Below are 15,841 nucleotides of genomic sequence, written 5' to 3' on the forward strand. Positions count from 1 at the left end.
CCGTGACCCGACCCGCATATCTCCGCATCGCCGATGAACTGCGCAAACAGATCGTCGAGGGGCGCCTGGTCCCGGGCGACCGGGTCCCCTCCCGCTACAAGCTCGCCGGCCTGCACGGCGTCTCCGACCGGGTGGCGGTCGAGGCCGTCCGGCTGCTGGTGTCCGAGGGCTACGTGGTGTCCCGCTCGGGCAGCGGCACGTACGTGCGGCGGCGCCCGCCGGTGCGGCGCCTCACGAGCGGCTGGTACCGCGCCAACGGACGCGCGGGCAGCCCGTTCCGCGCGGACATGGAGGCGCAGGGCCACGCCGGGACGTGGCTGGCGGTCTCGGAGACCGGCACGGCGTCGCCGGAGGTGGCCGACCGTCTCCGCATCCGCACGGGCGAGCCGGTAATGGTGACGCGCTACACCTTCCTCGCGGGCGACCAGCGGGTCATGCTGTCCACGTCGTGGGAGCCGCTCGACCTGACCCGGGACACGCCGGTCATGAAGCCGGAGGAGGGACCGTACGCCGGGGCGGGGGTCGTCGCGCGGATGCGGGCCATCGGGCGGGACGTCGCGCACGCCACCGAGGTCGTCACGGCGCGCACCGTCCTCGCCGAGGAGGCCGAGCGGCTGCACGCGCCGATGGGGTCCATCGTGATGGTGATCCGGCGCACCTACACCGCGGACCGGCCCGTCGAGACCGCCGACATCGTCGTCCCCGCGGACCGCTACGAACTCTCCTACACGGTGCCCGTCGAGTGACCCGTGCCCGTCGAGTGACCCGTGCCCGTCGAGTGAGCCGGGTCCCCGGGCGGGGTCAGCCGGCCGGGACGGACGCCTCGGTGATGACGCCGTCCTCCAGGCTGAGCACCCGGTCGGCCTCGGAGAGCAGGTTCTGGTCGTGCGTGGCCACCAGGACGGTGACGCCCTCGCTGGCCACGACGGCGCGCAGCAGCGGCATGATGGCGGCGGCCGTCTCGGAGTCGAGCTGGCCGGTCGGCTCGTCGGCCAGCAGCAGCCGCGGGCGGTTGGCGAGGGCCCGCGCGATCGCGACCCGCTGCCGCTGACCGCCGGACAGCTCGTAGGGGCGCTGCGCGGCGTGGTCGCCGAGCCCGACCAGGCCGAGCAGGACGCGGACGCGCTCGTCGCGCTCCTTGGGGTCGGTCCGGACGAGCCGCAGCGGCACCTCGACGTTCTCGGCGGCCGACAGCACCGGGATCAGCCCGTGGGACTGGAAGACGTAGCCGATGTGGTCGCGGCGCAGCGCCAGCAGGTCGTTCTCGGGGAGCGTCCCGACGTTCTTCCCGTCCACGTGGACGGTGCCGCCGTCCGGGGTGTCGAGGCCGCCGATCAGGTTGAGCAGCGTCGTCTTGCCGGAGCCGGACCGGCCCTTGATCGCGACGAGCTGCCCGGCGTCGACGCTGAACGACGCGCCGCGCAGCGCCGGGACCTCGATCTTCCCGGTGCGGTAGACGCGGGTCAGGTCCTCGACGGCCACCATCGCGTCACTCATCGGTCTCCTTCCGGTCCGGCCAGACGCCGACGTGGTCGCTCTCCAGGGCGAGGCGGACGCGGTCGCGCAGGTCGAGGGCCTCGGTGAACGCGGCGGGCAGCTGGACGCGCCCGGCGCGGTCGAGGAGGGCGTACTCCTCGGCGGTGCCGCCGCCGCGGCGGACCTCGACGCTGGTGCGGCCGTCGCGGATCCCGACCGTGCGGTCGACGCGCTCGGACACCTGCGCGTCGTGGGTGACGACGACGGTGGTGGTGCCGAGCTCCTCGTTGACGCGGCGCAGCGCGTCGAACACCCCGGCGGCGGTGGCGGTGTCGAGCTCGCCGGTGGGCTCGTCGGCGAGCACGACCTTGGGCTCGTTGGCGACGGCGACGGCGATCGCGATCCGCTGCTGCTGGCCGCCGGACAGCTCGGCGGGGCGCCGGTTCGCGCAGTCGCCGACGTCCAGCATGCCGAGCAGCTCGGCGGCGCGGGTGGCGCGCTCGCGCCGGGACCGCCCGGCGAACCGCATGGGCAGCTCGACGTTCTGCACGGCGGTCAGGTACGGCAGGAGGTTGCGGGACGTCTGCTGCCAGATGAACCCGACCTGCTCGCGGCGGAAGCGGAGCCGCTCCTTGGACGCCATGGTGAGCAGGTCGGACCCGGCGACGCGGGCGACGCCGGCGGTCGGCACGTCCAGCCCGGACAGGATGTTCAGCAGCGTCGACTTGCCGGAGCCGGACGCGCCGACGATGGCGATCAGCTCGCCGGGGTCCACGAGCAGGTCGAGGCCCTGGAGGGCGACGACCTCGACGCCGTCGGTCTTGTAGATGCGGACGAGGTTGTCGCAGACGATGTGGGCGCCCTCGCCGTAGACGGGCCCGCGTTCGGCTGCGCGGCGTTCCAGTTCCGCGAGGTCGGGTGCGTCGGTCATCAGTCCCCCGTTCTCAGGACGGTGCCGGGGCGGGTGTCGAAGAGCCGGTCGACGGCGACGGCCGCGGCGGCGGCGAGCAGCAGCGCGCCCGCGAGGCCGAGCAGCGCGGGAAGGCCGGGCGTGTGGGCGGTGACGGCGAAGCCTCCGGTGTAGGGGCGCAGGTCGACGACGGGCCCGGTGATCTCGGGCAGCAGCAGGCCGAGCACCCAGCCGGCGCCGACCGCGCAGACGAGCACGGGCGCGATCTCGACGAGCGCGAGACCGCGGCTCTGCCTCCGGCTGAGGCCGAGGGCGCGCAGGTGGGCGACGGTGCGGCCGCGTGCGCGCGCGCCGACGACCAGGACGAGCAGCACCGCGAGCAGGCCGTACGCGCCGCCGATGAGCGCCCCGTCGCGGAACGTCTCGTGGACGACCGTCACCAGGGGCGCGTCGGTCATGGCCTTCTCGACGTCCCGGCGCAGCCGTACGTCCCGGCCGGGGGCGGCGGCGCGCAGGGCGCGGGCGTCCACGTCGCCGGTGACGAACACCTGGGACGGGAAGCCCTTCTCACCGGCGATCAGCTTGTACGGGACGAGGGCGAACGCGGTGCCCGGCCCCTGCCCGGGGAAGTGCTCGATCTGCCCGGCGGGCTTCACCTCGACCGGGGACATCCCCGGGCGGGCCAGTGTCACCTTGCCGGTCCCGAGGGTGCGGGCGGCGAGCGGCGACAGGTAGACGCCGTCTCCGGACGGGAGGTCCGGCACGCCGGGCGCGAGGTCGCGGTAGGCGTCGAGGTCCACGCCGACCAGCGTCAGCGGCGCCGGATCCGAGGTGCTGGACACCCCGGTGATGATCCGGGCCGGGAGCGCGCCCCGCACGCCGGGCAGGGCGCGGATGCGGGCCAGCGCCGCGTCGTCCACCGGCCCGGCCTCGATGCGCGCGTCGCCTCCGGTGTCCGACCAGGACGCGCGGGCCTGGCCGTCCCGCAGGGCGGTGTCGACGGTGGCGGTGAAGCCGGCGACGGTCGCGGCCAGCAGCAGAACGGCGAGCGGCAGCGCCCCCACGAGGCTCTGCCGGGACGCGCGGGCCACGCCGAGGAACGCGACCGCGCCGCTGCGGCGCCGCAGCAGCGGCCCGGCGGCGCGCAGCAGGTAGGGGTAGCCGCGCAGGACGAGCACACCGAGCGCCGCGCCGAGCAGCACCGGGACGGCGGCCACGAGCGGGTCGGTCCCGGCGGACGCGCCGCGCCGGCGCAGCAGCACCACGCCGATCACGGCGAGCACGACCAGCAGCGCGTCGAGGACGAGCCGCCGCGCCGACGGCCGCGCGGACACGAGGTCGTCGCGGCGGTCGGCGACCGAGCCGAGGCCGCCGCCGCGCTCCCGCCACACCATGGCCGCGGAGACGAGCAGCGCGGCGAGCACCAGCGCGGCGACCGCACAGGCGGACACGGGCTGCGGCGGACCGGCGTCCAGCAGGCGGCCCGCGCCGTAGCCGAGCAGGGCGGCGGGGACGGTGGCGAGCGCGGTGAGCCCGACGGCGGGCGCGGCGATCTGGCGCAGCGACGCGCCGCGCGCCCGCATCGTGCCGAGCACCGGCCGGAGCCGGTCGCCGAGCAGCCCGGCGGCGAGCAGCAGCGCCCCGGCGGCGACGGCGGCGAGCCCGCCGAGCGCGAGGCCGAGCACGGACTTGGCGGTGTGCAGGCGTCCGGCGAACTCGCCCAGCCGGTCGTCGAGCGCGGTGACGACGTCGCAGGAGAAGAACCCGGCGCGGCCGCGGACGGCGGACCGCAGCGCGTCGAGGTCGGCGGCCATGGCGGCGGCGTCGTCCGCGCCGACGGCGCCGACGCGGATCGGGAAGCGCCAGCTGAAGGTGAACTGCGTGGCCCCCTCGCGCGCGAGCCGCGAGTACCCGCCCGCGTCCAGCAGCGCGGTGCCCGCGTCGGCCTCGGTGCCGTCGCCGCCGAGGCTCTCCTTCACCGGGTGCAGCATGCGGGCGCGGGGCGACCAGAACGGGTCGGCGGCGTTCACCGGCTCGTACAGGCCGGTGATCCGGACGGTGACGCCGCGCACGGTGATCCGGTCCCCGACCTTGTAGCCGAGCTGTTCGGCGTACCGCTCGGCGACCAGGATCCGGATGTCGCCGCTGCTCTCGGTCGGCGGGTTGAACGCGCGCGTCCCCGCGACGAGGCGGAGGCGGGTGAACGCGCCGAGGTCCCAGCTCAGGTACAGCAGGCGCGGGGCGTCGAACTCGCCCTCGACGGGCATCCGCTCGGCGGTGACCGACGCCTCCGGCTCGCCCGCGGCCGCGCGCAGCGAGGCGGGCAGCATCTGCTGCCAGGTGACGTTGTTGCCCTCCAGCGCCGCCTGGCTGGGCACCGCGGCCCACGCCTCGCCGCCCTGGGCCTTGCCCTCGATGCGGATGTCGGCGTCGGCTCCGGCGGCGGCCGCGGCGGCGCGGTCGTATCCGGCCGCGGTGCGGGCGGGGACGGCGACCGCGAGCAGCGCCGACAGCAGCGACAGCACGGCCAGCGCGGCGAGCGGCGCCCACTGCGCCCGCGCCAGCCGCAGGGCGGTGCCTCTCATCGGTCCTCCCCCACGCGCAGGCCGGCGCCGGGGTCGCGGCGGCGCAGCATGCGGATCACCAGTGGCAGCACGAGGCCGAGCACCGCCGCGACCCCGGCGAGCATGGCCAGCAGCACCGGCCACTGGACGACGAGCCCGGCGGGCGGGTACGGCTCCGCGGCCTGGACGCCGAGCACGATGTGCGGGACGACGAGCCGCGCCACGGCGAGCCCGAGCAGCGTCCCGCCGAGCAGGCCGAGCGCGACCAGGTACGCCTGCTCGATGGCGAGCATCCCGCCGACCTGCCGGGGCGGGACGCCGAGGGCGCGCAGCACCGCGAACTCGCGGGTCCGCTCGCCCGCGGTCACCGCGGCGTTCACCGCGAACGCGATGACCGCGAAGGCCAGCGACGCGCCGAAGCCGAGCACGAGGGCGCCCTGGAGGGCCGCGCCGAGGGGGGCGTCGCGGAGCTCGGCGCGGACCTTCACCCGGTCGGCGGCGATCTCGCCCCAGGCGGGGTGCTGGGCGAGCGCCTTCGCGGCCGGACCGGTGCGGCCGCCGCGCACCGCCGCCCACCACTCGTCCGGTTCGATGTTCCCGCTGATGAATCCGCCCGCGGCGAGCCGGCTCTGGGTGAGCGTCGGCAGGTCCACCAGGACGCCGGGTTCGCCCGGCGGGACGGTCGGCAGCGCGGGGGCGATGCCCGCGACCTTGACCGGCTGCGCGCCGTCCACGGTGCTGACGGTGAGGGTGCCGCCGACGCCGACCTTGGCGCGCGCGGCGGCCTCCTCGGTGACGACGCCCGGCACCGCGGGGAGGAGGTCGGCGTTCCGCGGATCGTGGTCCGGCGGCGTGGACGTGCCGAGGACGCCGTGCACCACCATGCCCGTCTCGGACCCGAGGTAGTCGCCCGCGTCCTCGCGGAGCAGCGGCGACTCGGGGATCACGACGTCCACGAGGGCGCCCTTCGCGCCGGTGGCGTGCGGCTCGAGCGGATCGACCAGGTTGGGCTGCTCGGCGAACACGTCCCAGCGGCTTCCCGCGGGCGCCGCGGCCTTGCCGGTGCCCTCGCCGCGCACGTCCAGGAGCTGGAGGTCGAGGACGCCGCTGAGCGCGTTGTCGTCGTAGACGAAGTGGACGCCCCGGACCGACAGCGGGAAGGACGGCACGCCGTCCGGCCCGGCCAGCTCCGCCGTGTCGAGGGCGAGGGTGTGCACGTCGCCGTCCGCGTCGAAGGCGGGCAGGTCGAACCTGCGGGCGAGGCCGGCGCCGTCCATGACGGTCACCGCGATCCGGTGGTCCGGGCCGGGCGGCGGCCGGTAGTCCTCCGGCATCTCGGGCACCGGCCCGGCGCGGCGGAGCCGCACGTCGAACAGCAGCCGCTCCGGGCGGCCCGGGACGGTCAGCGCGGGCGCGGGCGGCCGGGCCTTCGCCAGCTCGTCCAGGCGCAGGTCGTCGCGCAGGCCGGGCTGGACGCGCAGCAGCGGCCCGAGCGTCCTGGCGTCGGCGCCGAGCACGGTCGCCGGGTCGTTGCCGAGGTCGGCGTCCGTCCGCAGCACCGGCACCGTCCCGGTGACCCCGGGCAGCGCGGCGAACCGCCCGCCGAGCCCGAGCGTCCCGGGGCCGCCGGCCTGGGCGGTGCGGGCCATCCGCAGGTCGGCGCCGCTCTGGAAGTCGGCCTGGTCGGTCTGCGAGTCGCGCCAGGTCGCCATCGTCGTCACCGACAGCACCCCGACGGCCATCGCCATCACCAGCAGCAGGACCGGGCCCGCGTAGCGGAGCTGGCGGCGCCCGACCTGCCGGGTGCCGAGCACGGGCACCAGCCCGCGCGCCCGGGTCGCGAGGCGTTCGGCGGCGCGGGACGCCACGGGCACGACGCGCAGCAGCAGCACCCCGCCGGCGAGCAGCGCCAGCGCGGGGCCGGACACGATGAACGGGTCGATGCCGGACGCGCCGTCCCCGGTGCCGCCGGAGCCGTCCGCCCCGTACCGGGTGAGCTGCCAGACGGCGAGGCCGGCGACGAGCAGCAGCGCGAGGTCGACGCCGGAGCCGCGCAGGCCGCCGCGCCCCTGGCGGCCGATCCCGGCCTGCGCCTCGACGAACGTGCGGTTCGCGCCGCGCAGCGTCGGGATCGTCAGGACGACCGCGCAGGCCAGCGCCGTCAGCACCGACACGGCCCACAGCGGCGCGAGCGGCCCGGCGTCCAGCCGCAGGCCCGCGGACCGCACCGCAGGGGCGTGCCCGGCGAGGCGCAGCAGCGGACCCGCGAGCAGCGGGCCGAGCACGGCGCCGGGCAGCACGATCAGCAGTCCCTCGGCGAGGCCGAGCCGGGCGAGCTGCCGCATGCCCATGCCGCGGGTGCGCAGCAGCGCGACCTCGCCGCGCCGGTGGTCGGCGAGCAGCCGGGCGACCAGCAGCCACGCGCACCCGGCCAGCAGGACCAGCTGGATCACCGGGATCAGCATGGTGGACCGTGCCACGGCCACGGCGCCGCGGAGCTGCGAGGTCAGCTCGGGAAGGTCGGTGACGACGGTGAACTGCTCGCCCCCGGCGTCCTCGAACGTCCGGGCGGCGCGGGTCACCCGGTCGCCGAGCGGGCCGAGGTCGCCCGCGCCGACGCCGCGCAGGTCGGGCATGACGGTGAAGCGGGCGTCGGCGCCGGTGCCGGTGAAGTGCTCCGCGAACACCTCGGGAGGCACGACGAAGGGCCCGTAGGTGGTGTAGTCGAGGCGCTCGACGCCGGTCGTGACGAGCCGGTCGCCCTGCCAGAAGTAGTGCTGCGGGTCGGGGACGTCGAACAGCCCGACCAGCCGGACCTTCACCACGGACTTCTTGTCGACGCGGCCGTGCAGGGTGAGGACGTCGTCCACGCGGGCGCCGATGGCGCGGGCGGCGGCGCCGGGCAGCACCGCCTCGACCTCCCCGGACGCGGCGGGCGCGGCGGCGGCCCAGCGGCCGGCGGTGAGCCGCGCGTGCTTCTCGATGCCGGTGTAGGTCCCGAACGCGGTCAGCTCGGGGTGCTTGCTCTTCTCCTGCCCGGGCAGCGTGTAGGAGTCGCTGCGCACGCTCATCGAGACGGTGAGCGGCACGTCCCGGTAGATCTGGTCGAGCCCCTGGGAGACCTGCTCCCGCACTTTGGGGAGGCCGTTCGCGGGGACGTGCGTGCCGAGCGTCGCGCCCACCGAGGCGAAGGTCGCGTCGGCGAGCGTGCGCCGCAGCCCCTCGCGGGTCACCGACCCGGTGTAGCCGACCAGCGCGGCGAGCACGGTGGTGGCGAACAGTGCCGTCGCGCACGCGGCCAGCACCAGCATGCGGTCACCGGCCATCCGCCTGAGTACGAGCCCCCGTCTCCCCACAGCCGCTCATGATCAATTGCCTGTGGCGGACGCCACAAGGGGCCGCAACCTTTCCGTGATTTTCCGCAACGTTCCCGCAATACAGGGCAAATCGATCAGCTTACTACCGGTGCGCCCGCGTACCGGTGCACCCGCGTACCGGTGCGCCCGCGTAAAGGTTCCGGTGAAGGGCGTGTCGCGGCGGCCGGGCCGTGAGAGACAGGAGCGGCGGGAGGGAGAGCCCGGCACCGGACGGATCCGCGGAGGACGCGCATGCGCAAGATCATCAACTCGACGTACGTGTCGCTCGACGGCGTCATCGAGAAGCCGCAGAACTGGACGGCGGCCTACTTCCAGGACGAGGCCGCCGCGTACGCGCGGGAGCTGCTGTTCTCCTGCGGCGCCCTGCTCATGGGGCGCCGGACGTTCGACGGCTTCTCGCAGTCGTGGCCGGCGATGGAGGAGGCGGCGGGCGACTTCGGCGTCCGGATGAACACCCTCCCCCACTACGTCGTGTCCGACTCGCTGAACAAGCCGGGCTGGGGCGACACGACGGCGATCCCCCGGGCGGAGGCCGTCGCGGAGATCAGGCGGCTCAAGGAGCGCGACGGGCAGGACATCCTCCAGTACGGGTTCGGCCCGGTGACCCGGACGCTCATCGCGCATGGCCTGCTGGACGAGCTGCGCCTGTGGATCCACCCCGTCCTCGTCGGCCCCACCGCCCCGGAGGACACGATCGCCCGCTCCGGCTTCTCGGCGGCGTTCGAGCCGACGGAGGTAAGGACGTTCGAGAGCGGCGTCGTCATCGCGACCTACGCCCCGGCCCGCGCGTAGCCGGGGGGCGTCACCGGTCCTCCCCCATGCGCAGGTCGGCGGCGAGCGAGCGGCGGCGCAACGCGGCGATCATCAGCCGCAGGACGAGGCCGAGCACCGCCGCCGCGCCGGCGGTCATGGCGAGCAGGACGGGCCACGGGAAGGCCGCCTCGACGGGCGGGTACGGCCGGGCGGCGCGCACGCCCAGCACGATGTGCGGGACGGCGAGCCGCGCCACCACCAGCCCGATCACCGTGCCGCCGGCCAGGCCGAGCACGACCAGGTACGCCTGCTCGACCGCGAGCATCCCGGCGACCTGCCGCGGGTGGACGCCGAGGATCCGCAGCACCCCGAACTCGCGCGACCGCTCCCCGGCCGTCACCGCCGCGTTCACCGCGAACGCGAGGGCGGCGAACACCAGCCCGGTGCCGGAGCCGAGGACGAGCGCGCCCTGCAGCCCGGCGCCGAGCGGCGCGTCGCGGAGCCGGTCACGCAGCGCGGCGCGGTCGGCCTCGGCCTTCCCCCAGCCCGGATGGGCGGCGAGGACCGCCAGGACGGGGCCGGTCCGGCCGTCGGGCACCGCCGTCCACCATTCGCCCGGTGCGAGGGCCGCCGGATCCGCTCCGGTCACGGCGACCCACCGCTCGGTCAGCGTGGGCAGATCCACCAGCGCGCCCGCCGCGCCCGCGGGCACGCTCGGAAGCGCCGGAGCGACGCCCACCACCTTGATCGGCTGGTCGCCGCCCGCCGTGGACACGGTGACCGTGTCTCCGGCACCGGCGCGCGCACGCTCGGCCAGCGCGCTCGTGACGACACCGGGGACGGCGGGACGCAGGTCGGCGTTCTCCATCACGTGGCTCGGCTGCCGCTCCCCGGTGGCCATCATGTGGACGGACACCCTGGGCACGGCCGTCGCCTTCCCCTCGTACGTCCGCTGGAAGGGGGTCGCCGGAATGCTCAGCCGCAACGGGCCGCCCGACACGGCCAGGGCGGCGGGCGCGACCCTCGTCCGGCCGTCGGACGAGCCGCCGAACGCGTCCCAGCGGGCGCCCGAGGGCGGCGCGGTGGCGCCGTCCTCGCCGCGCACGCGCAGCAGGTCAAGGCCGAGCGGACCGGCGATGGGGTTGCCGTCGTAGTCGTAGCCGATGCCGCGGATCGACAGCGGATGGGCGAGCACACCGTCCGGTCCGGCGAGGTCGGCGAGGTCGAGGACGAGCGTGTGGTCGGCGCCGTCGGCGGGCAGCGCGGGCAGTGTCATGCGCTGGGCCAGCCCGCGGGCGTCCACCAGCGTCACCGCGATGCGGAACGGCGCGGACACCGGCGACGCCTCCCGCGCGAGCGCCTCCGGGACCGGCCCGGTACGGCGCAGCCGGACCGTGAAGCGCAGTGTCCGGGGACGCCCCGGGACGGCCAGCGCCGGGACGGGCGGACGCGCCGCCGCCAGTTCACCGAGCCGCAGTTCGCGCCTCAGCTCGGGACGCACCCGCAGGACCGGACCGAGCGCCCCCGCGTCCACGCCGAGGACGGTCACCGAACCGTCGCCCACGGTGGAGTCCAGGCGCAGCACCCCGGTGGTCGCGGCGACCCCGGGCAGCGCGGCGAACCGCCCGCCGCGCCCGAGCGGCCCGGGGCCTTCGACGGCGTCCGGGCCGACCAGCCGCAGGTCGGCGCCGGCCTGGAAGTCGGCCTGGCCGGCCTGGGACCGGCGCCACGTCGCCATCGTCGTCACCGACAGCACCCCGACGGCCGTCGCCATGGCGAGCAGCAGGACCGGCCCCGCGAACCGGAGCCGGCGCCGCCCGACCTGCCGGGTCCCGAGCACGGACACGAGCCCGCGTCCCCGGGCGGCGCCCCGCTCGGCGATCCGAGACGCGGCCGGAAGCAGCCGCAGCAGCAGGACGCCTCCCGCGAGCAGCGCCAGCGCGGGCCCGGACACGATGAACGGGTCGACGCCGGCCACCCCCTCCGCGCCCTGCCCAACCTGCCCTGCCTGCCCAACCTGCCCTGCCTGCCCTGCCTGGCCAGCCTGCCCTGCCGGGCCGTACCGGGTGAGCTGCCAGAGCGCCATCCCGGCGAGGAGCAAGAGCGCCACGCCGGCCCACACGCCGCGCCCGGCGTCCCGCGACTGGCGGCCGAGACCCGTCTGGACCTGCACGAACGTGCGGTTCGCGCCGCGCAGCGCCGGGATCGTCAGGGCGGCCGCACAGGCCAGCGCCAGCACGGCCGAAAGGGCCCACAGCGGCGGGAGCGGCCCGGCGTCCAGCCGCAGCCCGGACGCCCGCACGGCCGGTGCGCGCCCGGCGAGCCGCAGTACCGGACCGGCGAGCAGCGGGCCGAGCAGCGCGGCGGGCAGCGCGATCAGCAGGCCCTCGGCGAGGCAGAGCCCGGTGAGCTGCCACATCCCCATCCCCCGGGTGCGCAGCAGCGCCACCTCGGCGCGCCGGTGGTCGGCGAGCAGCCGGGCGACCAGCAGCCACGCGCAGCCCGCGAGCAGCACGAGCTGGATCACCGGGATCAGCATCGTGGACCTCGCCACCAGCACGGCGGTGCGCAGCTGCTCCATCAGCTCGGTGAGCTGCGAGACGACGACGAACTGCGTCCCGCCCCCGCCGGTCCGGCCGAGGACCTCCTGGGCGGCGGCCACGCGGTCGTGCAGGCGCCCGAGGTCGCCGGCGTCCACGCCGCGCAGGTCCGGCAGGACCGTGAAGCGGGCGTCCACGCCGGTCCCGGTGAAGTGCTCCGCGAACACCTCGGGACGCACCACGAACGGCCCGTACGTCGTGTAGTCGAACCGTTCGACGCCGGCGGTCATGAGCCGGTCGCCCTGCCAGAAGTAGCCGTCCGGGTCGGGGATCTCGAACAGCCCGACGACCCGGACGGTCGCCGCCGACGTCTCGTCCACGCGCCCGCGCAGTGTGAGGACGTCGCCCGTCCCGGCACCGATGGCGCGGGCCGCCGCCACCGGCAGTACCGCCTCGACGCCGCCCGGCGCGGCGGCGGGCCAGCGTCCCGCGGCGAGCCGGGCGTGCCGTTCGATGCCGGTCCAGGTCTCGAAGGCCGTGAGGTCGGGGTGGTCGCGGCCCTCCTGGCCGGGGAGCGTGTAGGTGTCGCTGCGGGCGCTCATCGAGACCGCCGAAGGCACGTCCCCGTAGATCTTTGCGAGCGCCCCGCGGACCTGGTCCCGCACGCCGGGAAGGCCGTTCGCGGGGACGTGCACGCCGATCGTCGTCCCCGCGGACTCGAACGTCGCGCCCGCCAGCGTGCGGCGCAGCCCCTCACTGGTCACCGACCCGGTGTAGCCGGTCAGCGCCGCCAGCACGGTCGTGGCGAACAGCGCCGTCGCGCAGGCGGCCAGCACCAGCGTCCGGTCACCGGCCATCCGGCTGAGCACGAGCCCGCGTCGCCCCACGCCGAGCATGATCAGCGCCCGCCGGACGCATTGCAAGGCCCGCTCACCCGGACCTAGCCTGAGCCGGTGAGCGGAGGGCACGCCCATTACGTCGTCGTCGACCGCGGCGGGTACCGCGTGTGGTCCCGCCACCGCGGCGCCTACACGCTGTGGCACGACGTCCTGCGCGGCCCCGACGGCACGATCACGTTCATCGAGGAGCAGAAGGGCGGCACCGCCGACTTCTGGATGAACTCGGTGTGGTGGAACGCCGTCCTCTTGCTCGACCTGCCGCGCCGCCGGATGCTCGTCCACATCATGGACGACGTGCGCGACCCGTCCATCCCCGAGATCCGCGCGTGGCTCGGCATCGTCCGGGTGCTCTGGCCCGGCTGGGAGGTCGACTGGGCCACCCGGAGCCTGCACGAGGTGATGGAGTACCTGGGGCTGGGCTATGACACCGTCCTCTACCTGGACGACCCGCCGATGCCCCTGCCGGCCAAGTGGGCGGGCGCGCCGATGGAGGACGACGACCTCTCCACCGTCGCCGAGACCCTGGTCGCCGTGCGCACCGAGGCGGGTCTCGCCTTCGCGGGCGAGTGGGGCCACCGCGCGTCCGACATCCTGCTCGCGGGGCCGGACGTGCTCCTCGCACCGCAGCCGGAGGCGATCCCCTGCGCCGTCCTGGAGAGCATCCCGAACAACGGTCTGTACGTGGACGTCCCGAACCGCCGCGTCGACTGGTGGGCGAGCGACCTCCCGATGAGCGCGGACGCCCTGCCCGGACCCTGGCTCGGCTGGACGCTCACCGACCACGGCGACGCCTACGAGGAGGTGGCGCCCCTCATCGGCCCGGATCTGTGCATCGAGCCGCCCCCGGACCCGGCCGGCACCGTCACGTACTGGCTGGAGAGGAACGCCGTCGACCCGGCCGTCCGCCGGCGGATCGGCGCCGTCACCCGTTGAGGAGGGCGGCCAGGATCTGCGGAGTGCTGGACGGCGGCTCGGCCTGCACGCCGATGCGGTCGAGGACATCGCGGTAGCGCGCGATGTCGGCCGCGCGGTCGGGGTACAGGGCGCCGGTGAGCTGCTCCAGGTAGACGACGTCGGGCAGTTCGGGTTCGGCGAACCGCAGCAGCGTCACCGGGCCGCACTCGGCCGCGTGGCCGCCCGAAGCGAACGGCAGGACCTGCACGGTGACGTTCGGCAGCTCCGCCATCTCGATGAGGTGCTCGATCTGGGCGCGCATCGTCAGGGGGCCGCCGACGACGCGGCGCAGCACCGCCTCGTCCAGCACGGCCCACAGCTTCAGCGGGTCGGGGCGCTCGAACACGCGGCGGCGCGCCATGCGCAGCTCGACCCGGCGCTCGATTCCCTCCTGGTCGGCCTCCGGGTGGCGGGCGGACAGCAGGGCGCGCGCGTAGCCGGGGGTCTGCAGCAGCTCCGGGACGTACTGGACCTCGTACACGCGGGCGACCAGCGCCCCCTGCTCCAGGCCGAGGTAGGGCTCGTACCAGCCGGGCACCACGTCGGCGTACGCCTGCCACCAGCCGGGGGTGCCGGCGTGCTCGGCCAGCTCCAGCAGCGTGTCGCGGACGCCGGGGTCGGTCACGCCGTAGAGGGTCAGCAGGTCGGCGATGTCGCGCCCCTTGAACCCGACCCGGCCCAGCTCCATCCGGCTGATCTTGGAGTGCGAGCCGCGGATCTCGTAGCCCGCGTCCTCGGTGGAGATCCCCGCCGCCTCGCGGAAGCGGCGCAGCTGCGCGCCGACCACCATGCGCAGCACGGTCGGCCCGGAGTCGCGCAGGTCCGGCGCGGTGCGCAGCGGCTCGTCCGGGCGGGGGCGCGCGGTCATGATCTCTTCACGCCCACGGCGCAGTACTCGTCGACCTCGTCCGGCTCGCCGAACGGGCCGGGCTCGCTGCGCCACCGCGACACCGGCACGACCCCGGGCTCCAGGATCTCCACGTCCGCGAAGAAGCCGGCGATCTGCTCGGGGGTGCGCAGGTGGTAGGGGGCGTCGCTGGCCTGGTTCCACATCTCGATCGCGGTCCGGAACGCCTCGCCGGTGATGACGTCGGTGCCGTCCGCGACCACCAGGTGGCTGCCGGCCGGCAGCGCTCCCACGAGGTGCCGCACGACCGCGCGGGCCTCGTCGTAGTCGGCGACGTGCCCGAGGATGTTCAGCAGCATCAGCCCGACGGGGCGGCCGAGGTCGAGGGTGCGGCCGGCCTCGGCGAGGATGCGGCCGGCCTCGGCGAGGATGCGGGCGGGGTCGCGCAGGTCGGCGTCGACGTAGCTGGTCGCGCCCTCCGGCCTGCTGGTGAGCAGCGCTCGGGCGTGCGACAGGACGAGCGGGTCGCTGTCGACGTAGACGATGCGGGCCTCGGGCGCGACGCGCTGCGCGACCTCGTGGGTGTTGTCGACGGTGGGCAGGCCGGTGCCGATGTCGAGGAACTGGCGGATCCCGACGGTGCCGGCCAGGTACCGGACGGCGCGGGAGAGGAAGGCCCGCGAGTGCCGGGCGATGTCCACGATCTGCGGGTAGGCGGCCACGAACTGGTCGCCGGCGGCCCGGTCGACGGGGTAGTTGTCCTTGCCGCCCAGCCAGTAGTTCCAGATGCGCGCGGACTGCGGCACCGTGTCGTCGATGCCGGGTCCCGGTCGCGGACCGGTATCCGGTGCCGGATCTCCCACGGAACTCCTCCTCGACAGGAAAGAAAACTACCTACGGAGAGAAGTTACTCGACGCCGGGCGCCTTGCCCACCTGCCCTGAACGCCCCGGTTTGTCGTGATCTGCGGAAACTTCCGGCGTCCGGGGCTGCCCTCCGGCGGGCTGACCTGGCACGATCCATGCTCCGAAGAAAAAACCAAAAAACCGGGCCGCGGATGTCGATCCGCCCTCCCCTTCTTCGACGCGCCAGTGAAGGCCGGGGATGACCCCGGACACCGACGACAGGAGGCACCCCATGCGATTCATGATGATGACCACCGACACCGGCCCCGACACCGCGCCGCCGGACGAGCGCCTCCAGCAGGAGATGGGCGAGTTCATCGCGGAGATGGCCAAGGCGGGCGTGCTGCTCGCGACGGGCGGGCTGGAGCCGCACGGCACCCGCATCACCTCGGTCGACGGCAAGGTCACCGTCACCGACGGCCCGTTCGCCGAGTCGAAGGAGGGCGTGGTCGGCTTCGCGCTGATCGAGGTCCGCAGCCGCGAGGAGGCGATCGAGATGTCCAAGCGGTTCTACTCGATCGTCGGCAGCGGCGAGGGCGTCATCAAGCAGGTGTTCGGCCCGGACGACCCCTTCCCGGGGCAGTGACCGCGCGCTGAGCTTGCGCGGCGGCCGGTGC

Annotated in this window: 11 protein-coding genes; 4 read left to right on the forward strand and 7 right to left on the reverse strand. The window is 75.4% G+C overall.

The features are described 5' to 3' along the window. The first annotated feature begins 2 nt into the window (after positions 1-2). A complete protein-coding gene (locus CHF16_RS17205) occupies positions 3-746 on the forward strand; it encodes a GntR family transcriptional regulator (protein WP_089327158.1) in 744 nt (247 codons plus the stop codon). A 55-nt stretch (positions 747-801) separates the two neighbouring features. On the opposite strand, the gene CHF16_RS17210 is transcribed toward CHF16_RS17205, so the two are convergent. From CHF16_RS17210 to CHF16_RS17225, 4 genes are read right to left on the reverse strand one after another with little or no spacing between them, the layout of a single operon-like run. Then, positions 802-1,497: an ABC transporter ATP-binding protein gene (locus CHF16_RS17210; protein WP_089327068.1), complete on the reverse strand. Its 696-nt coding sequence runs from the start codon at positions 1,495-1,497 to the stop codon at positions 802-804. After that, complete coding sequence (locus CHF16_RS17215; protein WP_089327069.1) at positions 1,490-2,407, reverse strand: ABC transporter ATP-binding protein; 918 nt, start codon at positions 2,405-2,407, stop codon at positions 1,490-1,492. Before CHF16_RS17215 ends, CHF16_RS17210 begins: the two co-directional genes overlap by 8 nt. Then, on the reverse strand, positions 2,407-4,971 hold the full coding sequence (locus CHF16_RS17220; protein ID WP_089327070.1) for an FtsX-like permease family protein: 2,565 nt from the start codon (positions 4,969-4,971) through the stop codon (positions 2,407-2,409). The genes CHF16_RS17215 and CHF16_RS17220 overlap by 1 nt, the downstream gene beginning before the upstream one ends. Then, positions 4,968-8,276 (reverse strand): FtsX-like permease family protein, encoded by a 3,309-nt coding sequence (locus CHF16_RS17225; RefSeq protein WP_089327071.1) that lies wholly within the window; start codon positions 8,274-8,276, stop codon positions 4,968-4,970. Before CHF16_RS17225 ends, CHF16_RS17220 begins: the two co-directional genes overlap by 4 nt. Positions 8,277-8,558: 282 nt before the next feature. On the opposite strand from CHF16_RS17225, the gene CHF16_RS17230 reads away from it, so the two are divergent. Further along, positions 8,559-9,119 carry a dihydrofolate reductase family protein gene (locus tag CHF16_RS17230; RefSeq protein WP_089327072.1) on the forward strand — a complete coding sequence of 187 codons (561 nt, stop codon included), beginning with the start codon at positions 8,559-8,561 and terminating at the stop codon, positions 9,117-9,119. 10 nt (positions 9,120-9,129) lie between these two features. Here the strand turns inward: CHF16_RS17230 and CHF16_RS17235 are convergent, their stop codons facing one another. Further along, positions 9,130-12,507, reverse strand: coding sequence for an FtsX-like permease family protein (locus tag CHF16_RS17235; protein ID WP_179271562.1), 3,378 nt, complete (start codon positions 12,505-12,507; stop codon positions 9,130-9,132). Positions 12,508-12,573: 66 nt separating this feature from the next. Between CHF16_RS17235 and CHF16_RS39495 the strand changes: the two genes are divergently transcribed. Then, the gene (locus tag CHF16_RS39495; RefSeq protein WP_143228019.1) at positions 12,574-13,452 is read left to right on the forward strand and encodes a hypothetical protein; all 879 of its coding nucleotides are present in this window, start codon (positions 12,574-12,576) and stop codon (positions 13,450-13,452) included. On the opposite strand, the gene CHF16_RS17240 is transcribed toward CHF16_RS39495, so the two are convergent. Together CHF16_RS17240 and CHF16_RS17245 are read right to left on the reverse strand one after the other, a co-directional pair. Then, the gene (locus CHF16_RS17240; protein ID WP_089327074.1) at positions 13,442-14,341 is read right to left on the reverse strand and encodes a helix-turn-helix domain-containing protein; all 900 of its coding nucleotides are present in this window, start codon (positions 14,339-14,341) and stop codon (positions 13,442-13,444) included. The two genes, CHF16_RS39495 and CHF16_RS17240, sit on opposite strands and share 11 nt — an antisense overlap. Continuing rightward, positions 14,338-15,183 (reverse strand): SAM-dependent methyltransferase, encoded by an 846-nt coding sequence (locus CHF16_RS17245; RefSeq protein ID WP_089327075.1) that lies wholly within the window; start codon positions 15,181-15,183, stop codon positions 14,338-14,340. The genes CHF16_RS17240 and CHF16_RS17245 overlap by 4 nt, the downstream gene beginning before the upstream one ends. 273 nt (positions 15,184-15,456) lie before the next feature. Between CHF16_RS17245 and CHF16_RS17250 the strand changes: the two genes are divergently transcribed. Further along, a complete protein-coding gene (locus CHF16_RS17250) occupies positions 15,457-15,810 on the forward strand; it encodes a YciI family protein (protein WP_089327159.1) in 354 nt (117 codons plus the stop codon). Positions 15,811-15,841: the final 31 nt, after the last annotated feature.

Origin of the sequence: Actinomadura meyerae, from assembly GCF_900188445.1 — a bacterium.
GTDB lineage: Bacteria > Actinomycetota > Actinomycetes > Streptosporangiales > Streptosporangiaceae > Spirillospora > Spirillospora meyerae.

Coding starts and splice junctions, on each gene's coding strand:
- CHF16_RS17210 (WP_089327068.1), bottom strand. CDS start 1,497: ATGAGTGACGCGATGGTGGCCGTCGAGGACCTGACCCGCGTCTACCGC.
- CHF16_RS17215 (WP_089327069.1), bottom strand. CDS start 2,407: ATGACCGACGCACCCGACCTCGCGGAACTGGAACGCCGCGCAGCCGAA.
- CHF16_RS17220 (WP_089327070.1), bottom strand. CDS start 4,971: ATGAGAGGCACCGCCCTGCGGCTGGCGCGGGCGCAGTGGGCGCCGCTC.
- CHF16_RS17225 (WP_089327071.1), bottom strand. CDS start 8,276: ATGGCCGGTGACCGCATGCTGGTGCTGGCCGCGTGCGCGACGGCACTG.
- CHF16_RS17230 (WP_089327072.1), top strand. CDS start 8,559: ATGCGCAAGATCATCAACTCGACGTACGTGTCGCTCGACGGCGTCATC.
- CHF16_RS17240 (WP_089327074.1), bottom strand. CDS start 14,341: ATGACCGCGCGCCCCCGCCCGGACGAGCCGCTGCGCACCGCGCCGGAC.
- CHF16_RS17250 (WP_089327159.1), top strand. CDS start 15,457: ATGCGATTCATGATGATGACCACCGACACCGGCCCCGACACCGCGCCG.